The sequence below is a fragment of the Kribbella caucasensis genome (assembly GCF_004361855.1).
In the GTDB taxonomy this organism is placed as follows: Bacteria; Actinomycetota; Actinomycetes; order Propionibacteriales; family Kribbellaceae; genus Kribbella; species Kribbella caucasensis.
Genome location: NZ_SNWQ01000001.1, coordinates 558,151 through 578,635, shown reverse-complemented (window position 1 = coordinate 578,635; position 20,485 = coordinate 558,151). Strand labels below are relative to the sequence as shown.

Here is a 20,485-nt window from a genome sequence, read left to right as displayed (position 1 = left end):
ACCCCCTGTGGATGTCCGGCTACCAGGGTTCGGCCATCCGGGCGTACGGTCGCGGGACTGACACGTCCGCCCGCAGTCTCGGGGTGAGTTTGCCTGCGGATGCTGCCAGCGGAAACTGTCGGCAGCTTTGGTTACGATTCGATCAGGTGTTCGATTCGGGCTCGCGTTGCCGGTTTGGGTGCGAGTGCGGGTCGGCGGCAGATCGAGCGGGACGAGGAGGTCGGACGAGTGAGCGTGGCGGAGTTCCGCGGGGGGCAGGGTGGCGCCGAGGAGCGCGACCCGGCGATGGGCTTCGACCGCACCCCACCGCAGGATCTGGCGGCCGAGCAGTGCGTGCTCGGCGCGATGATGCTGAGCAAGGACGCGATCGCCGACTGCATCGAGACCATCCGCGGCACCGACTTCTACCGGCCGGCGCACGAGATCGTCTTCGACGCGATCACCGATCTGTATGCCCGGGGCGAGCCGGCCGACGCCATCACCGTCGCCGCCGAGCTGACCCGTCGCGGCGAGATGGCCCGGATCGGCGGCGCGCCGTACGTGCACACGCTGGTCGCCTCGGTCCCGCTCGCGGCAAATGCCGGGTACTACGCGCACATCGTGCGGGAGAAGGCGATCCTGCGCCGCCTGGTCGAGGCCGGCACCAAGATCGTCCAGCTGGGCTATGCCGGTGAGGGCGAGGTCGACGATGTCGTCGACGAGGCGCAGGCCGAGATCTACCAGGTCACCGAGAAGCGCACCACCGAGGACTACGCCCCGCTGAAGGACATCATGGAGGGCGCCCTCGACGAGATCGAGGCGATCGACTCCCGCGGTGACGCGATGGTCGGCGTGCCCACCGGCTTCACCGATCTGGACGAGCTGACCAACGGCCTGCACCCGGGTCAGATGATCATCGTCGCCGCCCGTCCCGCGATGGGGAAGGCGCTCGCCCTCGACTCCCCGCTGCCGACCCCGACCGGCTGGACGACGATGGCAGAAGTTGCCGTCGGCGACGAGCTCCTGGACGCCGACGGCCTGCCGACCATGGTCGTGGCGGCGACCGAGGTGATGGTCGAGCGGCCCTGCTTCCGGCTCACCTTCTCCGACAGCAGCACGATCGTCGCCGACGCCGAGCACCAGTGGCGCGTCGAGGATGGCGGCCGCCCGGTGGTCTGCACGACGTCCGACCTGTTCACGGTGATGTCTGCGGTCCCCGGCCTGACCCCCGCGATCCCCGGCTCGGCGCTGCGCGAGATCACCGGCCACGGCGTCCCCGTCGGCGTGCAGGGTGACGGCGACCGCCGGCTCGAGTGGATCGAACCGGTCGAGAGCGTCCCGGTCCGCTGTGTCGAGGTGGACAACCCCGACCACCTGTACCTGGCCGGCAAGACGATGATCCCGACCCACAACTCCACCCTTGGCCTGGATCTGGCCCGGTCGGCGTCGATCAAGCACGGCCTGACCTCGTGCATCTTCTCGCTGGAGATGAGCCGCAACGAGATCACCATGCGACTGCTGTCGGCCGAGGCCAAGGTCCCGCTGCACCACATGCGCAACGGAAAGATGACCGACGAGGACTGGGCCCGGCTGGCCCGCAAGATGGGCGAGGTCTCCGAGGCGCCGCTGTTCATCGACGACTCCCCGAACCTCACCATGATGGAGATCCGCGCCAAGGCCCGTCGCCTCAAGCAGCGCCACGACCTCCGCCTGATCGTGATCGACTACCTCCAGCTGATGACCTCCGGCAAGAAGGTCGAGTCCCGCCAGCTCGAAGTCTCCGAGTTCTCCCGCTCCATCAAGCTCCTGGCCAAAGAACTCGAACTCCCCGTAGTAGCCATCTGCCAGCTGAACCGAGGCTCCGAACAACGCTCCGACAAACGCCCGATGGCCTCCGACCTCCGTGAATCCGGCTGCCTCACCGCGGACACCCGACTGCTGCGAGCGGACACTGGCGCCGAGATCTCGTTGGGCGAACTGCTCTCCACGGATGCGCGGGACATCCCGGTCTGGTCGCTCGACGACCGGCTGAAGCTGGTGCCGAGGACGATGACGCACGCCTTCTCCAGCGGTGTGAAGGAGGTCTTCCGGCTGAAGCTCGCGTCCGGCCGGGAGATCAAGGCGACCGCGAACCACCCATTCCTCACATACGACGGCTGGAAACCGCTGGGTGAACTGGTCCCCAGCTCCCGCGTCGGATCGCTCCGACACGTACCGGCACCGCTGGACGTCAAGCCGTGGGACGAGGACGAAGTCGTTCTGCTGGCGCATCTGCTCGGCGACGGTTCGTTCGTGAAGCGGCAGCCGATCCGGTACGCGAGTATCGACGAGCACAACCTCGACGCGGTCGCCTCGGCCGCTCATCGCCGGTTCGGTATCAATCCCATCCGCGACGAGTACGCCGCCGCCCGGGTCACCACGCTCCGCCTGCCGGCGCCGTACCGGCTCGCCCGCGGGAAGCGGAACCCGATCGCAGCCTGGCTCGACGGCCTCGGTCTGTTCGGCCTCCGCAGTCACGAGAAGTTCATCCCCGACGCCGTCTTCGGCCTCCCCAAGGACCAGATCGCCACCTTCATCCGCCACCTCTGGGCCACCGACGGCTCAGTCCGCTGGCGCCCCGAGATCAATACCGCCCAGATCTACTACGCGTCGACCAGTCGGCGGATGGTCGACGATCTTGCGCGTCTCCTCCTCAGATGCAACATCTTCAGCCGTATCAGTGTCGCGAGAAAGTCTGGCTATCGCGATTCGTATCACCTGAACATCCACGGGGTAGACAATCATCGGCGCTTCTGCGAGGAGATCGGCGTTCATGGTTCACGCGGTGACACAGTGCGTGAACTAGTGGGCTATTTGCAAGACATCAAGGCTGCGCCGAAGCTCGACACCGTCCCCGTTGAAGTCTGGGACCAAGTGAAGGCGGCGATGCTCGACCGTGGGATGAGCCAGGTTGCCCTCGGGGCTGCGCTCGGACTGCGTAATGCCGGCCGGGTGTTCGCCGGTGCGCCTACGCGGCAGAGACTCGCTGATGTGGCGAAGATCCTCGATGTCGCAGACCTCGAATTGCTTGCGACAAACGATATCTTCTGGGATTCCGTAATCCAGATCGAAAGCATCGGTGAACAAGAAGTATTCGACGCGACAGTTCTCGGCACTCACAATTTCGTTGCTAATGGAATTGCTTTACATAACAGTTTGGAACAAGATGCCGACGTTGTAATTCTTCTGCACCGTGAAGACGCTTATGAACGGGAATCCACCCGTCCTGGCGAAGCTGACTTCATCGTCGCCAAACACCGCAACGGGCCTACAGCCGATGTGGTGGTCGCATTCCAGGGGCATTACTCGCGGTTTGTGGACATGGCTCACGACGGCTGACGAGCTCCCGGCCACTCACATCACCAGCCAGTGAAGGGGTTCACTCGCGATGGGGCGCAACAGCAAAGCGCGGCGGGACGCTCGCAAGCGAAAGCAGCCGAGACAGGAGCACGGCTCGCGACGTCCAAGCGGGTCGCCGTTCGGATCAGGCGACGGGTTCACCGTGGATCCGGTGGCCTTCGCGGATCTGCGTGTGGTGGCTCATGTGCGCGCGCTCGGGCCGCGCGGGTCCGAGGAGGAGGCCCGCCGCAGGGCGGCGTCCCTCCGGCGGGAGTGCCCGCTTCCTGGGGCGCTGGAGCAGGCGGTCACCGACCTACTGACCCGCGTCCTCACGCCCGCCCTCCGGGGTGGCTGGGGTCCGGCGGAGCTTGCGGAAGCCGTCGACCGCATGATCGGGTCGAGCCATCGCGCGGTGGTGTCCGGACTGGTGCTCGCCGCGCGCCACGTCGGCGGCGGCCATACCGCGGCCTGGGAGGCCGAGATCTCGGCGCTGGGCCAGCCACGGCAGCTCGCATTGGGCGACGACGGAGACCTCTCGCTGGCGTTGCGGCTGATCGCTCTCGTCGCAGCACTGCCCGCCGCCGAGGTCCCTGTGCAGCGACGGGCTTCCGAGCAGGCACCAATCGGGTCGCGCGCGTCCGCGAAGCTCGCCCAGGTTCGCGCGCTGCTCGCAAAGGCCGAGGCAACCACGTTCCCCGAGGAGGGGGAGGCACTCTCTGCCAAGGCGCAAGAGCTGATCAGCACATATTCGCTGGAACAGCTGTTGCATCTGGGGGACGAGCACGGAGACGACCGATCGACGACGACATATCGCCGGGTCTGGCTCGACGCGCCGTACCTCGACGCCAAGGCCACACTCGTCGACGAGGTCGCAGGAGCGAATCGGTGCCGGGCCGTCTACGACACGCGGCTGGGCGTATGCACCGTTGTGGGATCGGCGTTCGACCTCGACGCAGCCGAACTGATGATCACATCACTCCTGGCCCAGGCACAGCGGGCGATGCTCGCCCACGGCTCGCGAGCGGACCTGGCAGGCCGCTCGAGAACCCGGTCGTTCCGGCAGTCATTCCTGCTCTCGTTCGCGGTGCACATCGGTCAGAGGCTGCGCCGGGTGACCGAGGAGTCGGTGACCGCGGCCGCCGCACCAGCCCTGCTGCCGGCGATCCGCGACCACGAAGTAGAGGTCGACGAGCTAACCGCCATGATGTTCCCCAACCTGGTCGAGAAGAGCACGGCTATCACGAACCAGGAGGGCTGGGCCGGCGGTCGTGCCGCCGCCGAGCTCGCCCAGCTCAACCTGTTCGACGAGGTCCAGACCTGACCCAGCGACGCCGGCGACCACAGGATCGAGCGGCGTTGGGTGTCTGTATCAGAGGTTGGATGTTGAGTTAGCCGCGTGACCGAGTTGCTTCGGTGCGGCCCGCGAGTGGGAACGCAGAATTCCCATGGTTGCTGAGTCAGTCCCCGGCCGGGCCGGCTGGGTGACCTGTCCAGAGGTGGGCCGAGATGGATTCTTGGGCTAGTAGGCGGAGGGAGGAGATGAGGGTTTCGCCGAGGATGGTGCCGATTACTACTGATTCGGCGATTTGGTCGGGGGTTTGGCGGGAGGTGACCGCGGTGATCTCGAGGGTGGTGAACTTTTCCACGGCGTCGGCGTAGGTGTCGAGGAAAGTGGTCAGGTAGTCATGGTCGAGGGTGTGCATGGCGGCGATGGTGTCGACCAGGGTGGTGAGGGCGGGGGCGTCGGGTTCGATGGTCCAGCCGCGGGAGCGGATCAGGTCGTCGACCTGACGGGACGCGGCGGTGTGTGCCTCGGGGGTGGTGGTGAGGTTGCGCGTCGGGGTGATGGCGCGGTGGGCGCGTCCGATCTGGTCGTGCAGGGGGAGCGTGGGGGAGTCGAGGCCGGCGACGATCTCCTTGACCTGGGCGATCGGGATCTGGGCCAGGTCGACGAGGGCGCGGATCAGGCGGAGCCGGCGCAGGTGGTGTTCGCCGTAGCGGGCCTGGTTGGGGCTGCTCAGTTCGCCGGGGGGCAGCAGGTTCTCCCGTAGGTAGTACTTGATCGTCGGCACCGGGACTCCGGACTGCCGGCTCAACTCCGCGATTCGCATCTCCCTTGCCTTTCCTCGACTCGTGATGGATAGTAGCAGTATCCATAAACGGATAGCGCGACTATCCACTAGAAGGGAAGCGTCCATGATCGTCCTGATCGTTCTGGTGCTCGCCACGCTGGTCTTCCGTGCGCTCGGCGCGGTCGGGGTCCGGCGGTTCGCGAGCTGGCCGGTGAGCGCGGCGCACGGGATGGCGGTGATGCTGGTGATGACCGCCAGCGCGCACTTCGTCCCGGCCGGCGTCACCGTGATGCCGACCCACGCGGACATGGTGCGGATGGTGCCGCCGTTCGTGCCGTTCGCCGATGCGATGGTCTACCTGACCGGCGTACTCGAGTTGCTCGGCGCGGCCGGATTGGTGCTGACGGCAACGAGGTGGGCTGCGGGCTGGTCCCTGGTCGCGCTGTTCGTGACGTTGCTGCCGGCGAACATCTACGCGGCCGTCGAGAACGTTGCCTTCGCCAATGGCGAACCGGCGACCCCGCTCTGGCAGCGCATCCCCGAGCAGGTCCTCTACCTGGCAGTCGCCGCCTGGGTAGCGCGGTCGGCAGACAGTACGCCGGTACGCCGCCTGCTCGGGTCGGCCAAGTCAGCGTCGAACCCGGCCGACCGGGCAGATACCGAACTCGTCGACCGCTGATTCCAAGCCGACCAGAACCCCAGCAACCTAGACAAACCACCCCCACCACAAGCCCGACCAGGCAGGAGTTCCATCATGACCGAACTGAGTGAGGCGTCCCGGACCATCGCCGGGGCGATCCTGCTCACCATCGTGACGATCCAGATCGGCGGCTGGTTCATGACCAAGATCGTCCGCGGACAGGTCCCGATGACGGATTTCCAGAAGTCGTTCGCCCGGGCCGGCCACGCGCACGCCGGCGTACTGGTGATCCTCAGCCTGGTCGGCCTGCTCTACGTCGACTCGACCGGGCTGAGCGGCTTCTGGTTGTGGATCGGCCGGCTGGCGTTGCCGGTTGCCGCGATCCTGATGTCCGGCGGGTTCTTCGCCTCGTCGGCCGGCAAGGACCGGACCCAGCCGAACCAGTTCTTCTGGGTCCTCTGGCTGGGCGCCGCCTCGCTCGCCGTCGGCGTCGTGACCCTCGGGATCGGCCTGATCACCGCCTGACCGCCGCAGTTTCGGGGCCCAGAACGCATGCGGCCCGAAGCTCCCGGTGCTACGCGCCGGAGGCGAGCCGCAGTCCGACATCGCGGATCAAGGCGGCCGTCTGCTCCGGCGCCTGCATCGTGAACTCGGCGCCCAGGGCAACCACCGCCGCGACGTACTGGATCAGGAGCTCAGGCGACTCCGTCGTCAACCGCACCACGCACGAATCCACCCCGTCGGCCTCGACGGTGCCCGGCAGCCACCATCGGTAGAAGTTCCGCCTGAGCTCGTCGGCCGGCAACTGCACCCACAGCGTCACCGAGTGCCGGTACGACGCCGTCGCGAAAGACTGCTCCAGGTACGACAACGCGTCGGGCGCCGGCAGCTCCCGCGGCGTGAAGTGGTGCCGACTCGGCCGCACCGAGCTGATCCGGTCCACCCGGAACGTCCGCCAGTCCGCGCGCTCCGGGTCGTACGCGAGCAGATACCACTGCCCGTGCACCGCTACCAACTGGTGGGGCTCCACCCGGCGCGAGCTGCTCGCACCCGACCGGGATTCGTAGTCAAAGGCAATGATCTCCGAGTCCCGGCAGCAGGAGGCCAGCGACGCCAGCAACTGCGCGTCGATCCGGGGCAGGTCGAGGTGCGGCGCCACCGACGATTCGCCGAGCGCCGCGACCTGCGGACGGTGCCGGGCCGGCAGCACCTGTTCGAGTTTGGCCAGCGCACTCATCGCGCTGTCCTCGATCCCCTCGATCCCGGTCACGGTCGCGAGCCCGGCCGCCACCGCCACCACTTCGTCGGCGTCCAGGATGAGGGGTGGCATGTTCCGCCCCGAGGCCAGTCGATACCCGCCCGCTGTCCCGGTCGTGCCCGTCACCGGGTAATCGAGGGAACGCAGCCGCTCGACGTCACGCCGTACGGTCCGGTCGGTGACGCCGAGCCGTTCGGCCAGTTCGCGGCCGGACCACTCTCGCCGCGACTGCAGCAACGACAGCAGTCGCAACAACCGCCCGGGCAAATCGTTCACAAGAACCAGAATTCCACAGCCTTGCGGACAAGCCCTGTCCGGAAGGCTCCCTAACGTGGTCCCCATGAAGACATGGACACCAGAGACCCCCGGCTACAACCAGCAACGCCTGGGTTTCCAGCGCCGCGATCCGCACCAGCCGGCGAAGATCTTCGGCGCCACCAGCGCAGCGGACATCCAGGAAGCCGTCCGCTACGCCCGCGACCACGACCTCAAACTCGCCGTCAAGGCGACCGGCCACGGCCACACCCGACCGACCGACGCCGTCCTCATCACCACCAGCCGCTTCGACGACGTCACCGTCGACCCCGGCCAACGGACCGCAACCATCCAGGCGGGCGCCAGTTGGCAACAGGTCATCGACGCGGCCGCCAAACACGGTCTCGCCCCGCTGTCCGGTAGCTTCCCAGGCGTCGGCGCGATCTCCTACACGCTCGGCGGCGGTGTCGGCCTGATGGCGAGGCGCCACGGTTTCGCGGCCGACCACGTCCGCCGCATCGAGGTCGTCACCCCCGACGGCACCCTCCGAAACGCCGAAGGCGATCTCTTCTGGGCACTTCGCGGAGGCGGCGGCAACTTCGGCATCGTCACCGAACTCGAGGTCGACCTCTTCCCCGTCACCACCCTCTTCGGCGGCAGCCTGTACTACGAACTGCCGGCCACCCCGGGCATCCTCGAGACCTGGCGCGAGTGGACCGCAACGGTTCCGGACGAGGTGACCTCGGCGGTCGCGATCGTGCCGTTCCCCGACATCCCACCCGTCCCCGCACCGCTGCGTGGCAAGTACGTCGCCCAAGTCTCGCTCAGCATTCTCGGCAGCAACGGCGAGGAACTGATCCAGCCTCTGCGAGCCATCGGCACACCCCTGCTCGACACCGTCGGCGAGATCCCCTACACCGAGTCCGGCCGGATCTTCGCCGAACCGGAGCGCCCGGATGCGTACGGCGCCCGCAATGTCCTGCTCAACCAGCTCGACCCCGCGGCCCTCGCCACGATCCCGAAGCTCGCGGGTCCCGAGGCCGCGGCGATGTGCGTCGTCATGATCAGGCACCTCGGCGGCGCCCTGGCCCGCCCGCCGAAGGAACCGAACGCCGTCGGCCACCGCGACGCGGCGTACTCGCTGACCGTCCTCACACCCGGCGAGAACGACGCCGCCGAACTCCATCGTGCGGTTCTCGACCCGTGGCAGCCGTACGTCGTCGGCCGGTCGCTGAACTTCTCCTTCGCCCCGCTCGACCAACACCAGGTCAGCGAGGCCTACGAGAAGACGACCCACGATCGCCTGCTCCAACTACGCAACACCTACGACCCGACCAGGATGCTCCAGCCAAACCACCAGCTCTGAAGCATCTCCGCATCCAGCCCGGCCCTACCGACGACGTGCGCCGCGGCAGGGCGGGTGCGGGGGTGCTGCGAGGGCGGGGTGTGGCGGGCGGTGGGGGCTGGCGGGACGGCAACGCCCAGGGGGCCTTCAACTACAGGGCTGCTGTTACGTCGATCTCGACTAGTTGGCCTGGGAAGCCGAGCTGGGCGACGCCGAGCAGCGTGCTCGCGGTGGTGAACGCGGGGGCGAGCGGCGACTCGTTCAGTTGCGTCCACACCGCCGCGAGATCCTCCCGGACCGGCGATGCCACATAGATCACCGTCCGCACGACGTCCTCCGGCCGGGCCCCGGCGGCCGCGAGCGCCACCATGATGTTGTCGATCACCTGCGAGGTCTGCCCCGGCAGCCCACCCTCCGCGAGCTCACCCGACGGCAGCAACGGACACTGCCCGGCCAGGAACACGAGCCGCTCGGTCTGGACCTTCGTCACATGGTGATACCCAGGCGTCGCATGCAACCCGTCTGGATTCGTTCGCTCGATCCGCATACAGCCGACCCAACGCCACCCGGCTCCTCGGCGTCAACGGGTTTCGGCGCCGACGAACCTCCGTACGAAGCGCTTCTGCCAAGGGGTTTCGATCGCGTGCGGGTCGTACTTCTCCCGCACGTACTCCACAGCCCTCGAGGCCGGCACGCCGTCCAGTACGGCGAGGCAGGCGAGTGCGGTCCCGGTTCGCCCCCGACCACCACCGCAGGCGAACTCGACCCGCTCGGTCCCGGCTCTCCGGAGCGCTTCGCGGAAGACCACCACGACCGGCTCCGCCGGCAACCGAAAGTCCGGCCACCGGATCCACCGGCTGTCCCACGGCACGGAAGGTGGCTGCTTGCCCAACAAATAGATGCCGTACTGCGGCTCCGGCCCAGCCGGCATCGACTTCCGCAACCCACGCCCACGAACCAACCGACCCGACGGCAATTCGAGCACCCCGGCATCCCCTGAACTCCACACCAGATCACCCTAGTGGCCCACTAATCACCACGACCCCGGTACGGCGGGGGTGCCGTCCGGGGTCGGGTGCGTAGTACGGGTCGAGCCTGATGCCGTACTACGGGTCGCGGGGGCCGATGTGGTCAGCCCGAGGCCGAAGTACCAGGTGTCAGGCGGTGAGCCGCTCTTCCGTCGAAGAAGAGAAGACGTGCAACTTGTCGGGCTGCGGAGCAAGATGCACGATCTCGCCCTTGTCGTTGTGCGCGCGGGTGTTGATCCGCGCGATCACCTGGTCGTCGGTGTGGTCGGCTGTGCCGTACAGGTACGCGTCGGACCCGAGTTCCTCGATCACGGACACCCGGACCGGCAACCCCTCGTCGGCGATGTGGAACGCCTCCGGGCGAATGCCGAGCGTCAGAGTCTGGTCGTCACCGGCCTTGCTGAGCAGACTGCGCTCCAACGGGACCACGTAGTCCCCGATCTTCGCGCCACCGTCGACGATCCGTGCCTCGATCAGGTTCATCGCCGGCGAACCGATGAAGCCGGCCACGAACCTGTTCCGAGGGGCGTCGTACAGGTTCAGCGGGGTGTCGACCTGCTGGAGCAGACCGTCCTTCAGTACCGCGACCCGGTCGCCCATCGTCATCGCTTCGATCTGGTCGTGGGTGACGTAGACCGTGGTGACGCCCAGCCGGTGCTGGAGTTCGGCGATCTGGGTGCGGGTCTGGACCCGGAGCTTGGCGTCGAGGTTCGACAGCGGTTCGTCCATCAGGAAGACCTGCGGGTTACGGACGATCGCGCGACCCATCGCGACGCGCTGACGCTGACCACCGGACAGCGCCTTCGGCTTGCGCTCGAGGTACTCCTCCAGGCCGAGCAACTTGGCCGCATCGGCGACCCGCTCGGCCCGCTCCTCCTTGTGGACGCCCTGCATCTTGAGCGCGAAGCCCATGTTGTCGGCCACCGTCATATGCGGGTACAGCGCGTAGTTCTGGAACACCATCGCGATGTCGCGGTCCTTCGGCGGGCTGTTGGTGACGTCGCGGTCGCCGATGTAGATGCCGCCCTCGTTCACCTCTTCCAGGCCGGCCAGCATCCGCAGCGCGGTGGACTTGCCGGAGCCGGACGGGCCGACCAGGACCATGAACTCCCCGTCGGAGATGTCCAGGTCCAGCTGGTCTACCGCGGGAGCGTCGGTGCCCGGGTACACCCGGGTCGCGCCCTTGAAGGAGACAGTCGCCATTTCACACGTCCTTTCCTTCGCCGGCAGGTACGTGCCGGACGATCCGTAGCAAAGGCCCCCAAGGTCTGGGTGTCTGGCTTGGTGACGCATCACCAACCCACTCGTCACAACGCCGTCGGCCCGATTTCCATTCCCCCCCAATGGATCTGCCGAGCCGTTGACAAGCAGATTTTTTATGTACAAACTCTTTTTTGTGACCAGAGACGTGCTCTACCTGGAGCAGCTGGACCAGGCCGAGGCGCTGTTCAAGCCGCAGCGCATCGAGGTGCTGCGCCGGCTCGCCGAGCCGCACACGTGCGGCGAGGTTGCCGAGCAGCTGGGGCAGACACCGCAGCGCGTCTACTACCACGTCAAGCGCCTCGCCGAGGCCGGTCTGGTGACCAAGGTGGACGAGCGCAAGGTGCGTGGGATCCACGAGGGCGTCTACCAGGCCACCGCCCGCTCGTACTGGTTGTCACCCCGGCTGGTCGGCCGGATCGGCGGACTGCGCCGGGCCCAGGACGAGCTGAGCCTCGGCTACCTGCTGGACCTGATGGAAGAGGTCCAGGCCGACGTCGCCGCGCTGGACCGGACAGCTCCGGAGCTGCCGTCCATCGGGGTGTCCGGTGAGATCCGGGTCCCACCGGACCGGCGGCAGGAGTTCTTCCGCGACCTGCAGAGCACGCTGCAGGACCTGTTCTCGCGCTACGGCGGCGCGGAAGGCGATGCCTTCAAGCTGGCCGTGGCCTGCTACCCCAAGGGAGACCAAGACCATGACTGAACCGACGATCCTCCAGGCCCGGGCGAAGGTCGGCCGCAAAGAGGTGTACCAGGCGCTGACCGACCCGGCCGCGCTGAACCAATGGCTCGGCGAGCACTCCGCGGTGGACCTGCCCGAGCGCTTCGAGTTCTGGGGCCGCTCCGTCCCCGAGGGCGACGCTCCGCACCAGCAGGTGCTGCACGCCGACGACACGTCGCTCAAGTTCAGCTGGCTGCTCGACGGGGAGGAGACGACGACCGAGATCACCCTGATCGAGGAGGGCGCCGACTCGACCCTGATCAAGCTTTCGCAGACCCACTACGACTTCAACGATGTGCTGACCGGCGCCAGTATCCGCGGCGTGCTGGAGACCTTCTGGGCGCTCGCACTCGCCAACCTGGTCGACCTGCTCGAGGGCCGCGAGCTGACCGGCCGGCCGGACTTCACCTCGCCCGAGCTGTCCGGCGAGCTGTCGATCGACGCGCCGGTCGCCAAGGTCTTCGAGTCGCTCACCGACTCCGACCAGGCGTCCGCGTGGTTCGGCTTCCCGATCGGCATCGAGCCGTATGTCGGGGGCCGGTTCGCGATGGGCGGGCTCGACGCCGGCCAGGCCGCGAAGGTGGTCGACCTGGAAGAGGGCCGGAAGATGTCGGTCGACTGGGGACCGGGGATCGGGATCACCACCTGGGAACTGGCCGAGTCCGAGGGCAAAACCCGGCTCACCTTCGTGATGAGCGGCTTCGACACCGAGCAGCCGCCGTACGCCGCTTGGCTGGGCTGGCTCAGCGGGATGGCCGAGCTCCGGCGGTACCACGAGCAGGCCGACTGGGCGCCGATCTGGGTCGGTTGACCGTCAGAAGCTGGTGCTTTCGGGGCGGATGGCGTCGGCCATCAGATCGAGCAGGGCGGTCACCGCTCTGCTCGGTCGCTTGCCGGCCAGGGTGATGGCCGACAACGTCCAGCTCAGGTCCGCCCCGGTCAACGGCAGCTCGGTCACGCCCGCCACGTCCTGCAGGTCAAGCGCCGGTACTACGGCCACGCCCAACCCGGCTCGGACGTAGTCCGGCACTGTGGTGAGGTCTGGAACCTCGACCTGAACCCGCCGCCGCATCCCGGCCAGCTCGAACGCCCGATCCATCGTGGTCCGGTTGCCGAACCCGCGCAGCATGTCGACAAACCGCTCGCCGGCCAGATCCGCCAGCGTCACCGCCTGCTGCGAGGCGAGCCGATGAGCGCTGGGCAGCAGTACTACGTACGGAACGGTGGCCAACTCCCGCACCTCCAGCCCGGCCAGATCAGCGCGACCGAGACCGACGAAGGCGACATCCAGTCGTCCGTGCCGGACGTCATCCGCGAGGCCGCTGGATCCGGTCGGCGAGGTGGTCACCTGTACCTCGACCAGTGGATATCGCTGGTAGAACGCGCCCAGCAGTTCGGCCAGATCGACCAGCCCGAGCCGGGTCATCGTCCCGATCCGGACACTGCCCCGAAGTCCGGTCGACGCCTCCTCGACCACGGACCGGGCCCGGTCCAGCGCCTTCAGCGCGGCCTTTGCCTCAGGCAACAAAGCCGCGCCGGCCGGGGTCAGCGTCACCCGCCGGGTCGAGCGATCGAACAACGTCGTCTTCAGATCCGTCTCGAGTGCCCGGACCGCCGCCGACACCGTGGACTGGACCGCGAACAGTCGCTGCGCCGCGCGGGTGAAGCTCAGCTCCTCGGCCACCGCGACGAAGTACTCCAACTGGCGAGTGTCCACGGGCACCTATTATCGAGATCGGCGATAAGAGTCCGCAAGAAGATTCGTTGGACTCGATAGATTCGGCGGGTCAGGCTGGAGCCATGACGACTCTCACCGGTCACCGGGTGGATCAGGCGCGCGTGCGGTTGGCCCACGGCAAGGGCTTCTGGTTGATCGCCGCGGCGTACCTGATCACGATGGCGTTTTCCACGGTGCCGACTCCGTTGTACGCGATCTACCAGCGGCGCGACGGGTTCCCGACCTTCATGATCACGGTGATCTTCGCCGCCTACGCGGTCGGTGTGATGGCCAGCCTGTACCTGGCCGGGCACGTGTCCGACTGGCTCGGCCGTCGCCGGGTCGCGCTGCTGGCGGTGCTCGCGGAGGCGGTGTCGGCCGTGGTCTTCCTGGTCTGGCAGAACGTTCCGGGGCTGATGCTCGCCCGATTCATCTGTGGGGTCGGTGTCGGCGTTCTCACCGCGACCGCGACGGCGCACCTGTCCGAACTGCGGCAGATCGCCCGCCCGGAGGAGGACGCGAGCCGTTCGGCGTTGATCTCCAGCATGGTCAACCTCGGTGGGCTCGCGCTCGGACCACTGGTCGGCGGTCTGCTCGCGGAGTACGGGTCTAGGCCGTTGCACCGGCCGTACGAGTTGTTCCTGGTGCTCATCCTGCTGAGTGCGGTGGGTGTCGCGCTGGTGCCCGAGACGGTCGAACGCCGGGAGACGCGGCCGGCGTACCGGCCGCAGCGGGTGGCGTTGCCGGCGGCCTCGAAACCGTTGTTCTTCGCGACCGGCGGTGGGGCGTTCGCGGCCTTCGCGATCCTTGCGCTGTTCACTTCACTCGCCCCGACCTTCCTGGCCGGCACGCTGCATCAACCGTCGCGGTTGCTCGCTGGTGGCGTCACGTTCGCCGTCTTCGTGGCCGGTGCGACGAGTCAGGTCCTCTTCGTCCGTCTCACCCGTGCTCGCCAACTTCGTCTCGGCATCGCCTTGATGTCGGCGGGCCTGATCGCCCTCGCGGTCGGTGGCCTGCTGCCGGCGTTGTGGCTCTTCCTGGTCGGTGGCATCGGCGCCGGCGCGGGTGTCGGCCTGGTCTTCCGCGCCGCGGTCGCCACCGCCGCCGGCCTGGCCGAACCGGAGTCGCGCGGCGAGGTCCTGGCGGCGCTCTTCCTGATCGCCTACGCCGGCCTGATCATCCCGGTCCTTGCCATCGGCATCGGCATCGTGCTGCTGCCCGATCAGCTGGCCCTGTTGATCTTCTCCGTACTGATCCTGGCTCTCGTGAACCTCGCCGGCTTCCGCATGCTGCGAGCAAACGAATCAAGCAGCTGAAGCCCGACGGTGAGCGGTCGGGCTGATACCGCGGACTCGCTTGAACGCGACCGACAAGGCGAAGGCGTTCGCGTAGCCGACGCGGCGGGCGATGGATTCGACGGTGTCGTTGGTCTCCCTCAGCCGGTCCGCAGCGAGGGTGATCCGCCAGCCGGTGAGGTACGACATCGGGGCATCGCCGACCAGAGCGGTGAAGCGACGAGCCAGGCTGGCCCGCGATACGCCGGTGCGCGCGGCCAACTCGACAACACTCCACTGGTACGCCGGGTCCTCGTGCAGCAACCGCAACGCCAGGCCCACCACGGGATCGCTCTGCGCCTGGTACCAACCCGGCGCGTGTGACTCGGGCCTGGCGAACCACGCCCGCAGGGTGGTGATCAGCGCTAGGTCGAGCCATCGGTCGAGCACGCTCTGCTGGCCTGGTTCGTCGCGCTGGATCTCACCGAGCACCATGTCCATCACGTGTCCGGCGACCTCGGACGCCGGGACCACCAGCACGGGAGGCAGTGCCGCGAGCAGTCGGCGGCTGACGTCGCCCTCCAGCTGATAGGTGCCGCTGACAACCATTGCCTCGCCCTCGGGACGGCGGCCGTACGTCCGGACGCCGAGTCGGGCGCTGTAGTCGATGGGTGCCCCTGGCAACGGTTCGCAGATGCCGCCCGGGTGGATCCTCAGGTTTGGCTCGGTGTCCGGCTCGTCGGCCACGACGTACGGCTCGGTGCCGCGGAGAACCGCGACGTCACCTTCCTCCAGCCGGACCGGGGCCAGGCCGTCGCGCATGATCCAGGCCGAGCCGCGGACCAGGGTCGCCAGGGCGAGTGGTGCCTCGTCGCGGATCTGCAGGCCCCACGGTGGATCCAGGATGGTCAGGTTGAAGACCCCGCCCCGGGCCCGGGTGCCGGCCAGCAGATCGTCGAGCACGTCCATGCCGAAAGCCTAGCTGAGACTTTCAGACATGGAAATGCGCCAGACAACCATGGTTTGTCTCACTCGGTCGAGCTGAACTTATGCCATGACAACGACACCGATTCTCATCCTGGGTGGTAAGGGCAAGACAGGCCGCCGCGTCGTCGCGCAGCTCGAGGCGAACGGCACCCCGGTCCGGCTGGCTTCGCGTTCGAGCGAGCAGCGCTTCGACTGGTACGACGAGGGCACGTGGGCAGGCACCGCGGCCGGTATCGACACGGCCTACCTTGCACCGCCGGTCGGGCCGACCGGTCTTGCGCAGGCCGGCAGGTTCATCAAGCAGGCGGCCGCCGAAGGGCTGCGCCGAGTGGTCCTGCTGTCCGGTCGTGGCGTCGGCAGTCCTGGTCGCGAGTTCGCCGTCTACGAGGGCAGCCTGGAACTGGAGTACGCAGTCAAGGAGAGTGGCGCCGACTGGACGATCATCCGGCCCGCCTGGTTCATGCAGGGCTTCAGCGAGGACTTCCTCTACGACTACGTGATGGCCGGCGAGATCCGGGTCTCCGCCGGCACCGGCGCCGAGGCGTGGATCGACACCAACGACGTCGGCGACGTGATGGCCGCCGTCCTCCTGGACGAGAGCCACACCGGCAAGACCTACTCGCTGTCCGGACCGCGCACCCTCACCATGACCGAGGTCGCCGAGGAGCTTTCCGCCGCGACCGGCCGGCCGATCGCAAACGTCGACCTCGAACCGGAGCAACATGTCGCGGAGCTGTCGGACTTCCTGACCCTTGAGGACGCCGAGTCTGTCCGGGACCTGTTCGCCGTGATCCGGAACCACCGGTCGGAGTACATCTCCGACGGCGTCCAGGAGGTTCTTGGCCGGGAGCCGCGGGACTTCACCGACTGGGCGCGGAGCGTCGCGCAGAGCGGAGCGTGGTCGGCATGACCAGGATCCTCACCTTCGCGGCTCTCACCGGCACGGCGTTGATGGGTGGTTTGTTCTTCGCCTTCAGTACCGCTGTGATGGGCTCGCTGGAACGGATGCCGGCCGGGCAGGGCGCCGCGGCGATGAACCTGATCAACGTCCGGATCCAGAACCCGTTGTTCCTGCTGGTCTTCGTGGGCACGGCACTCGTCTGCATGGCGCTCGCGATCCTCGCGCTCGTTCGCGACGCCCCGGGCAAGTGGTGGCTGGTCGCGGGTTCGGCGCTGTACCTGGTCGGCGTGATCGTGGTCAGCTTCGCGATCAACATCCCGCTGAACGACCAGCTCGCCGCCGTTGATCCGACGACGACGGCCGGCGCCGCGGAGTGGTCGAAGTACCTGGACCGATGGACTCCGGCGAACCACCTGCGCGCGGTGGCGTGTGTCCTCGGCGTCATCGCCTTCGGACTCGGGCTGACCGCGTGCACGGATCGGTCGACTGCCCAACCCCAGCCCGCCGCGGCGGCGTACAGCAATCCGGGCTGGCAGATGCCGGTGAGTCAGTGAAGGATGGGCCGCATGTCTGAGCAACTGGTGAAGGCGAACGAGGTCGAGCTCTGTGTCGAGACGTTCGGGGATCCGGCTGACCCGCCGGTGCTGCTGATCCACGGTCTCTCCGCCTCGATGGACTACTGGGAGACCCCGTTCTGCGAGCGGCTCGCCGCCGGACCGCGGTACGTGATCCGGTACGACCACCGGGATACGGGCCGCTCGGTGCACTACCCGGCCGGCGAACCGCAGTACACCGGCCGCGACTTGGTCCTCGACGCGGTCGGCATCCTGGACGCGCTCGGCATCGAGAAGGCCCACATCGTCGGGCTCTCGGCGGGCGGCGGCATCGCCCAGCAGCTGGTGCTCGACTTCCCGGACGTGGTCCGCACTGTCACCCTGATCGCCACCAGTCCGCTCGGCGACGATCTGCCACCGCCCGCCGAGCGGATCCAGGCTAGCTTCACCGCCGAGGGGCCGCCGACGGACTGGTCCGACCCCGAAGCCGCGCTCACGGCGTTGATCGCGGACGAGCGCCTCTACGCCGGCACCCTCCCGTATGACGAACCCGCGCGGCGTGAGCTGCTCCGGCACGTGATCGAGCGGACCAACGATCTCGCGGCCGCGACGACCAACCCCTGGATTCTCGCCGGGGACGACGACAGTCCGATGCGGCCGCGCCTGGGCGAGATCGCAGTACCGGCCTTGATCCTGCACGGGACTGAGGACCCGCTGTTCCCACCGGCGCACGGCGAGACCCTGGCCCGCGAGATCCGCGACGCCCGGCTGATCCTCCTGGAGGGCGCCGGCCACGAGCTCCCCGAGCCTGTCTGGGACGTCGCCATCCCCGCGATCCTCGAGCACACGGCGCCGCCGAGGTAGAGCTGGCTCCACCGAACCTTGACCAACAAACGGGGACCTTGAACAAGGCGTGCGGTGTTCAAGGTCCCGCGATGTTGGTCAAGCTCCCGCGTTGGTGTTGAAGGTCCGACAAGCTGCTGGGGCCGGAACGGGCTTCCGGCTCCGCACCAACCCCGAGCGGCTCTTGGTCAGGCCAGGCCGGCGACCCTTCGGCAAGAAACGCGAGCCGTTGACCTTTCGGTGATGCCCGAGCGATCCAGGTACGGCGTGATGCCGCCGAGGTGGAACGGCCAGTCGACTTCGCGGCACCCGGCAACAATGAGCACACTCTCGACCGGGTGCCGTATCGCGACTACTTGGTCGATCTCCGCTCGTTGCCTCGCGCAACCAAGGTCGATCAGTCCGCCGAGCGCAGCATCGTCCGGATGCCGACCGTCAGCCCGAGGGCGGCGGTCACCAGTGCGGCGAGCCAACCCCACAGCACTGCCGACGACCACACATCGCCGGCGAACAGCGTCCGCTCGGCGTCCACGAGGTAGGAGAGCGGGTTGAACTTCGACGCGACCTGCATCCAGCCGGGCCCGGTCTCCAGCGGTAGCAGCATCCCGGACAGGATCATCAACGGGAACAGGAACGTCTGCTGCACCATCCAGAACATCCAGTCCTGCTTCCGCACCGCGATCGCCAGCGCGTAGCTGAACGCGCCCAGCCCGATCCCGAACACGGCCAGCAACGCCAGCCCGACGAGCACACCGTCCACGTGCAACTCGAGCCCGAACGGAATCATCACCGCGATCACGATCACGGCCTGCCCGAACAGCGGCACCATCTCCTTCAGCGCCCGCCCGATCAGCAGCGACGACCGGGACAACGGCGTCACCAGCATCCGCTCGTGCGCACCGGTCTGGAACTCGAACAACAGGTTCGCGCCTGTCGTCGACGTACCGAACAGCGTGGTCATCACCAGGATCGACGGCACGAACCACTGCCAGACGCCCCCGCCGAGGCTGCCGCCCATCGACCCGGCGAGCAGCGGCCCGAACAGCGCCAGGAAGAACAGCGGCTGGATCATCCCGAACAGCAACGAGAACGGATCCCGGAGGACCGGCTTCAACTCACGCGTCATCACGATCCCGATGTCGCGGAGCAGGCTCCTTCGGCCGATCGCGGGCGCGTCGATCTTCACTGTGGAAGCGATCAGGGTGGTCATGCTGCGGCCTTTCCGTTCGAGTCGGCCTCGCGCAGGCTGCGGCCGGTGAGGTTGAGGAAAACGTCGTCGAGCGTCGGGCGATGCACCTGCGCCGTCGCCACCGGTACGCCGTTCTGCTGGGCCGCGCCGATCAGGATCGGCAACGCGGCAGGTCCGTCCGCGACCCGGACGAGGACCTGGTCGCCATCGACCTGGATCTCGCCCGCGCCAGGCAGTTGCGCGGCGAGCTCACGAACTCGGGACTGGTTGCTCGGGCCGACGGTCAGGTGCAGCCGGTCGCCGGCGAGCTTGCGCTTGAGCGCGTCCGCGGTGTCGTCCGCGATCACCTCGCCGTGATCGACCACGACCACCCGCTCGGCCATCGAGTCCGCTTCGTCCAGGTAGTGCGTGGTCAGCACGATCGTCATCGAGTACTGCTCGCGCATCCGCAGGATGTGGTCCCACAGGTTCGCCCGGTTCTGCGGATCGAGTCCCGTCGACGGCTCGTCCAGGAACAACAGCCCGGGCGCGTGCACCAGACCCATCGCGACGTCCAGCCGCCGGCGCTGACCACCGGACAGGTCGGACACCTTGCGCTGGGCGAGGTCCTTCAGCTCGAGCGACTCCAGCAGTTCTTCGGTACGCCGCTTCGCCGAGCGCCGGTCGAGTCCGTAGATGACGCCCTGACCGAGCAGTTCGTCTCCGACCCGCTGGGAGTGACCCGCGCCGTTGCCCTGGCCGACGTACCCGATCCGGCGGCGTACCTGGCTGGAGTGGGTGGTCACGTCGTACCCGGCGACCTTGGCGGTGCCGGACGTCGGGGCGATCAGGGTGGTGAGCATCCGCAGGGTCGTGGTCTTGCCGGCGCCGTTCGGGCCGAGGACGGCGACCAGTTCGCCGGGTTCGACGTCCAGGCTGATGCCGCGCACCGCGTGCACGGTCTCGGTACGGCTCACCACGAAGTCCTTGGTGAGCTCTCGGGTGCTGATCACGGGATGTCTCCTTCATCGGGGCTGATCTTGAGGCTGTTCTCGGGCTTGATGAGGACCACATTTCCAGGAGTAGAGGACAGGTTCTGGCCGTT

At 67.7% G+C, this 20,485-nt stretch carries 20 protein-coding genes; 11 read left to right on the top strand and 9 right to left on the bottom strand.

Annotation, left to right across the window (positions count from 1 at the left end; translation table 11 throughout):
- Positions 1–99 precede the first annotated feature (99 nt).
- On the top strand, positions 100–3,357 hold the full coding sequence (locus EV643_RS02790; protein WP_440589961.1) for a replicative DNA helicase: 3,258 nt from the start codon (positions 100–102) through the stop codon (positions 3,355–3,357).
- Positions 3,358–3,529: 172 nt separating this feature from the next.
- A complete protein-coding gene (locus EV643_RS02785) occupies positions 3,530–4,678 on the top strand; it encodes a DUF2786 domain-containing protein (protein WP_133798319.1) in 1,149 nt (382 codons plus the stop codon).
- Positions 4,679–4,814: 136 nt separating this feature from the next.
- Here the strand turns inward: EV643_RS02785 and EV643_RS02780 are convergent, their stop codons facing one another.
- Positions 4,815–5,468 (bottom strand): MerR family transcriptional regulator, encoded by a 654-nt coding sequence (locus tag EV643_RS02780; protein WP_133798318.1) that lies wholly within the window; start codon positions 5,466–5,468, stop codon positions 4,815–4,817.
- 85 nt (positions 5,469–5,553) lie between these two features.
- Here EV643_RS02780 and EV643_RS02775 point away from each other — a divergent pair, with 85 nt between their 5' ends.
- Together EV643_RS02775 and EV643_RS02770 are read left to right on the top strand one after the other, a co-directional pair.
- Positions 5,554–6,108: a DoxX family protein gene (locus EV643_RS02775; RefSeq protein WP_133798317.1), complete on the top strand. Its 555-nt coding sequence runs from the start codon at positions 5,554–5,556 to the stop codon at positions 6,106–6,108.
- A 75-nt stretch (positions 6,109–6,183) separates the two neighbouring features.
- Positions 6,184–6,594 (top strand): hypothetical protein, encoded by a 411-nt coding sequence (locus tag EV643_RS02770; protein WP_133798316.1) that lies wholly within the window; start codon positions 6,184–6,186, stop codon positions 6,592–6,594.
- Between the two features lie 49 nt (positions 6,595–6,643).
- Here EV643_RS02770 and EV643_RS02765 read toward each other — a convergent pair whose 3' ends face one another.
- On the bottom strand, positions 6,644–7,603 hold the full coding sequence (locus tag EV643_RS02765) for a helix-turn-helix transcriptional regulator (protein ID WP_202869355.1): 960 nt from the start codon (positions 7,601–7,603) through the stop codon (positions 6,644–6,646).
- 64 nt (positions 7,604–7,667) lie between these two features.
- On the opposite strand from EV643_RS02765, the gene EV643_RS02760 reads away from it, so the two are divergent.
- Positions 7,668–8,948, top strand: a complete 1,281-nt coding sequence (locus tag EV643_RS02760; protein WP_133798314.1) for an FAD-binding oxidoreductase — start codon at positions 7,668–7,670, stop codon at positions 8,946–8,948.
- 130 nt (positions 8,949–9,078) lie between these two features.
- Here the strand turns inward: EV643_RS02760 and EV643_RS02755 are convergent, their stop codons facing one another.
- The 3 genes from EV643_RS02755 to EV643_RS02745 form a co-directional block, all read right to left on the bottom strand.
- Entirely contained in the window at positions 9,079–9,474 is a 396-nt protein-coding gene (locus tag EV643_RS02755; protein WP_133798313.1) for a RidA family protein, read from the bottom strand.
- Between the two features lie 33 nt (positions 9,475–9,507).
- Positions 9,508–9,936 carry a phosphatase domain-containing protein gene (locus tag EV643_RS02750; RefSeq protein WP_238165313.1) on the bottom strand — a complete coding sequence of 143 codons (429 nt, stop codon included), beginning with the start codon at positions 9,934–9,936 and terminating at the stop codon, positions 9,508–9,510.
- Between the two features lie 148 nt (positions 9,937–10,084).
- Positions 10,085–11,158 (bottom strand): ABC transporter ATP-binding protein, encoded by a 1,074-nt coding sequence (locus EV643_RS02745; protein WP_133798311.1) that lies wholly within the window; start codon positions 11,156–11,158, stop codon positions 10,085–10,087.
- Positions 11,159–11,351: 193 nt separating this feature from the next.
- Between EV643_RS02745 and EV643_RS02740 the strand changes: the two genes are divergently transcribed.
- A complete protein-coding gene (locus EV643_RS02740) occupies positions 11,352–11,918 on the top strand; it encodes a helix-turn-helix domain-containing protein (RefSeq protein ID WP_238165312.1) in 567 nt (188 codons plus the stop codon).
- On the top strand, positions 11,911–12,747 hold the full coding sequence (locus EV643_RS02735) for an SRPBCC family protein (protein WP_133798309.1): 837 nt from the start codon (positions 11,911–11,913) through the stop codon (positions 12,745–12,747). Before EV643_RS02740 ends, EV643_RS02735 begins: the two co-directional genes overlap by 8 nt.
- A gap of 3 nt (positions 12,748–12,750) precedes the next feature.
- Here the strand turns inward: EV643_RS02735 and EV643_RS02730 are convergent, their stop codons facing one another.
- Entirely contained in the window at positions 12,751–13,653 is a 903-nt protein-coding gene (locus EV643_RS02730; RefSeq protein ID WP_133798308.1) for a LysR family transcriptional regulator, read from the bottom strand.
- An 83-nt stretch (positions 13,654–13,736) separates the two neighbouring features.
- Between EV643_RS02730 and EV643_RS02725 the strand changes: the two genes are divergently transcribed.
- Positions 13,737–14,969: an MFS transporter gene (locus EV643_RS02725; RefSeq protein WP_133798307.1), complete on the top strand. Its 1,233-nt coding sequence runs from the start codon at positions 13,737–13,739 to the stop codon at positions 14,967–14,969.
- On the opposite strand, the gene EV643_RS02720 is transcribed toward EV643_RS02725, so the two are convergent.
- A complete protein-coding gene (locus EV643_RS02720) occupies positions 14,958–15,896 on the bottom strand; it encodes an AraC family transcriptional regulator (protein ID WP_133798306.1) in 939 nt (312 codons plus the stop codon). The genes EV643_RS02725 and EV643_RS02720 overlap by 12 nt on opposite strands.
- 85 nt (positions 15,897–15,981) lie before the next feature.
- Between EV643_RS02720 and EV643_RS02715 the strand changes: the two genes are divergently transcribed.
- The 3 genes from EV643_RS02715 to EV643_RS02705 are packed head-to-tail and all read left to right on the top strand — an operon-like array spanning position 15,982 to position 18,233.
- A complete protein-coding gene (locus tag EV643_RS02715) occupies positions 15,982–16,824 on the top strand; it encodes an NAD(P)H-binding protein (RefSeq protein ID WP_133798305.1) in 843 nt (280 codons plus the stop codon).
- Positions 16,821–17,369: an anthrone oxygenase family protein gene (locus EV643_RS02710; protein ID WP_133798304.1), complete on the top strand. Its 549-nt coding sequence runs from the start codon at positions 16,821–16,823 to the stop codon at positions 17,367–17,369. The genes EV643_RS02715 and EV643_RS02710 overlap by 4 nt, the downstream gene beginning before the upstream one ends.
- Positions 17,370–17,381: 12 nt before the next feature.
- Complete coding sequence (locus EV643_RS02705; protein WP_238165311.1) at positions 17,382–18,233, top strand: alpha/beta fold hydrolase; 852 nt, start codon at positions 17,382–17,384, stop codon at positions 18,231–18,233.
- A gap of 376 nt (positions 18,234–18,609) precedes the next feature.
- Here the strand turns inward: EV643_RS02705 and EV643_RS02700 are convergent, their stop codons facing one another.
- Both EV643_RS02700 and EV643_RS02695 read right to left on the bottom strand, forming a co-directional pair.
- Positions 18,610–19,422: an ABC transporter permease gene (locus EV643_RS02700; protein WP_133798302.1), complete on the bottom strand. Its 813-nt coding sequence runs from the start codon at positions 19,420–19,422 to the stop codon at positions 18,610–18,612.
- On the bottom strand, positions 19,419–20,393 hold the full coding sequence (locus EV643_RS02695; protein ID WP_133798301.1) for an ATP-binding cassette domain-containing protein: 975 nt from the start codon (positions 20,391–20,393) through the stop codon (positions 19,419–19,421). The genes EV643_RS02700 and EV643_RS02695 overlap by 4 nt, the downstream gene beginning before the upstream one ends.
- Positions 20,394–20,485: the final 92 nt, after the last annotated feature.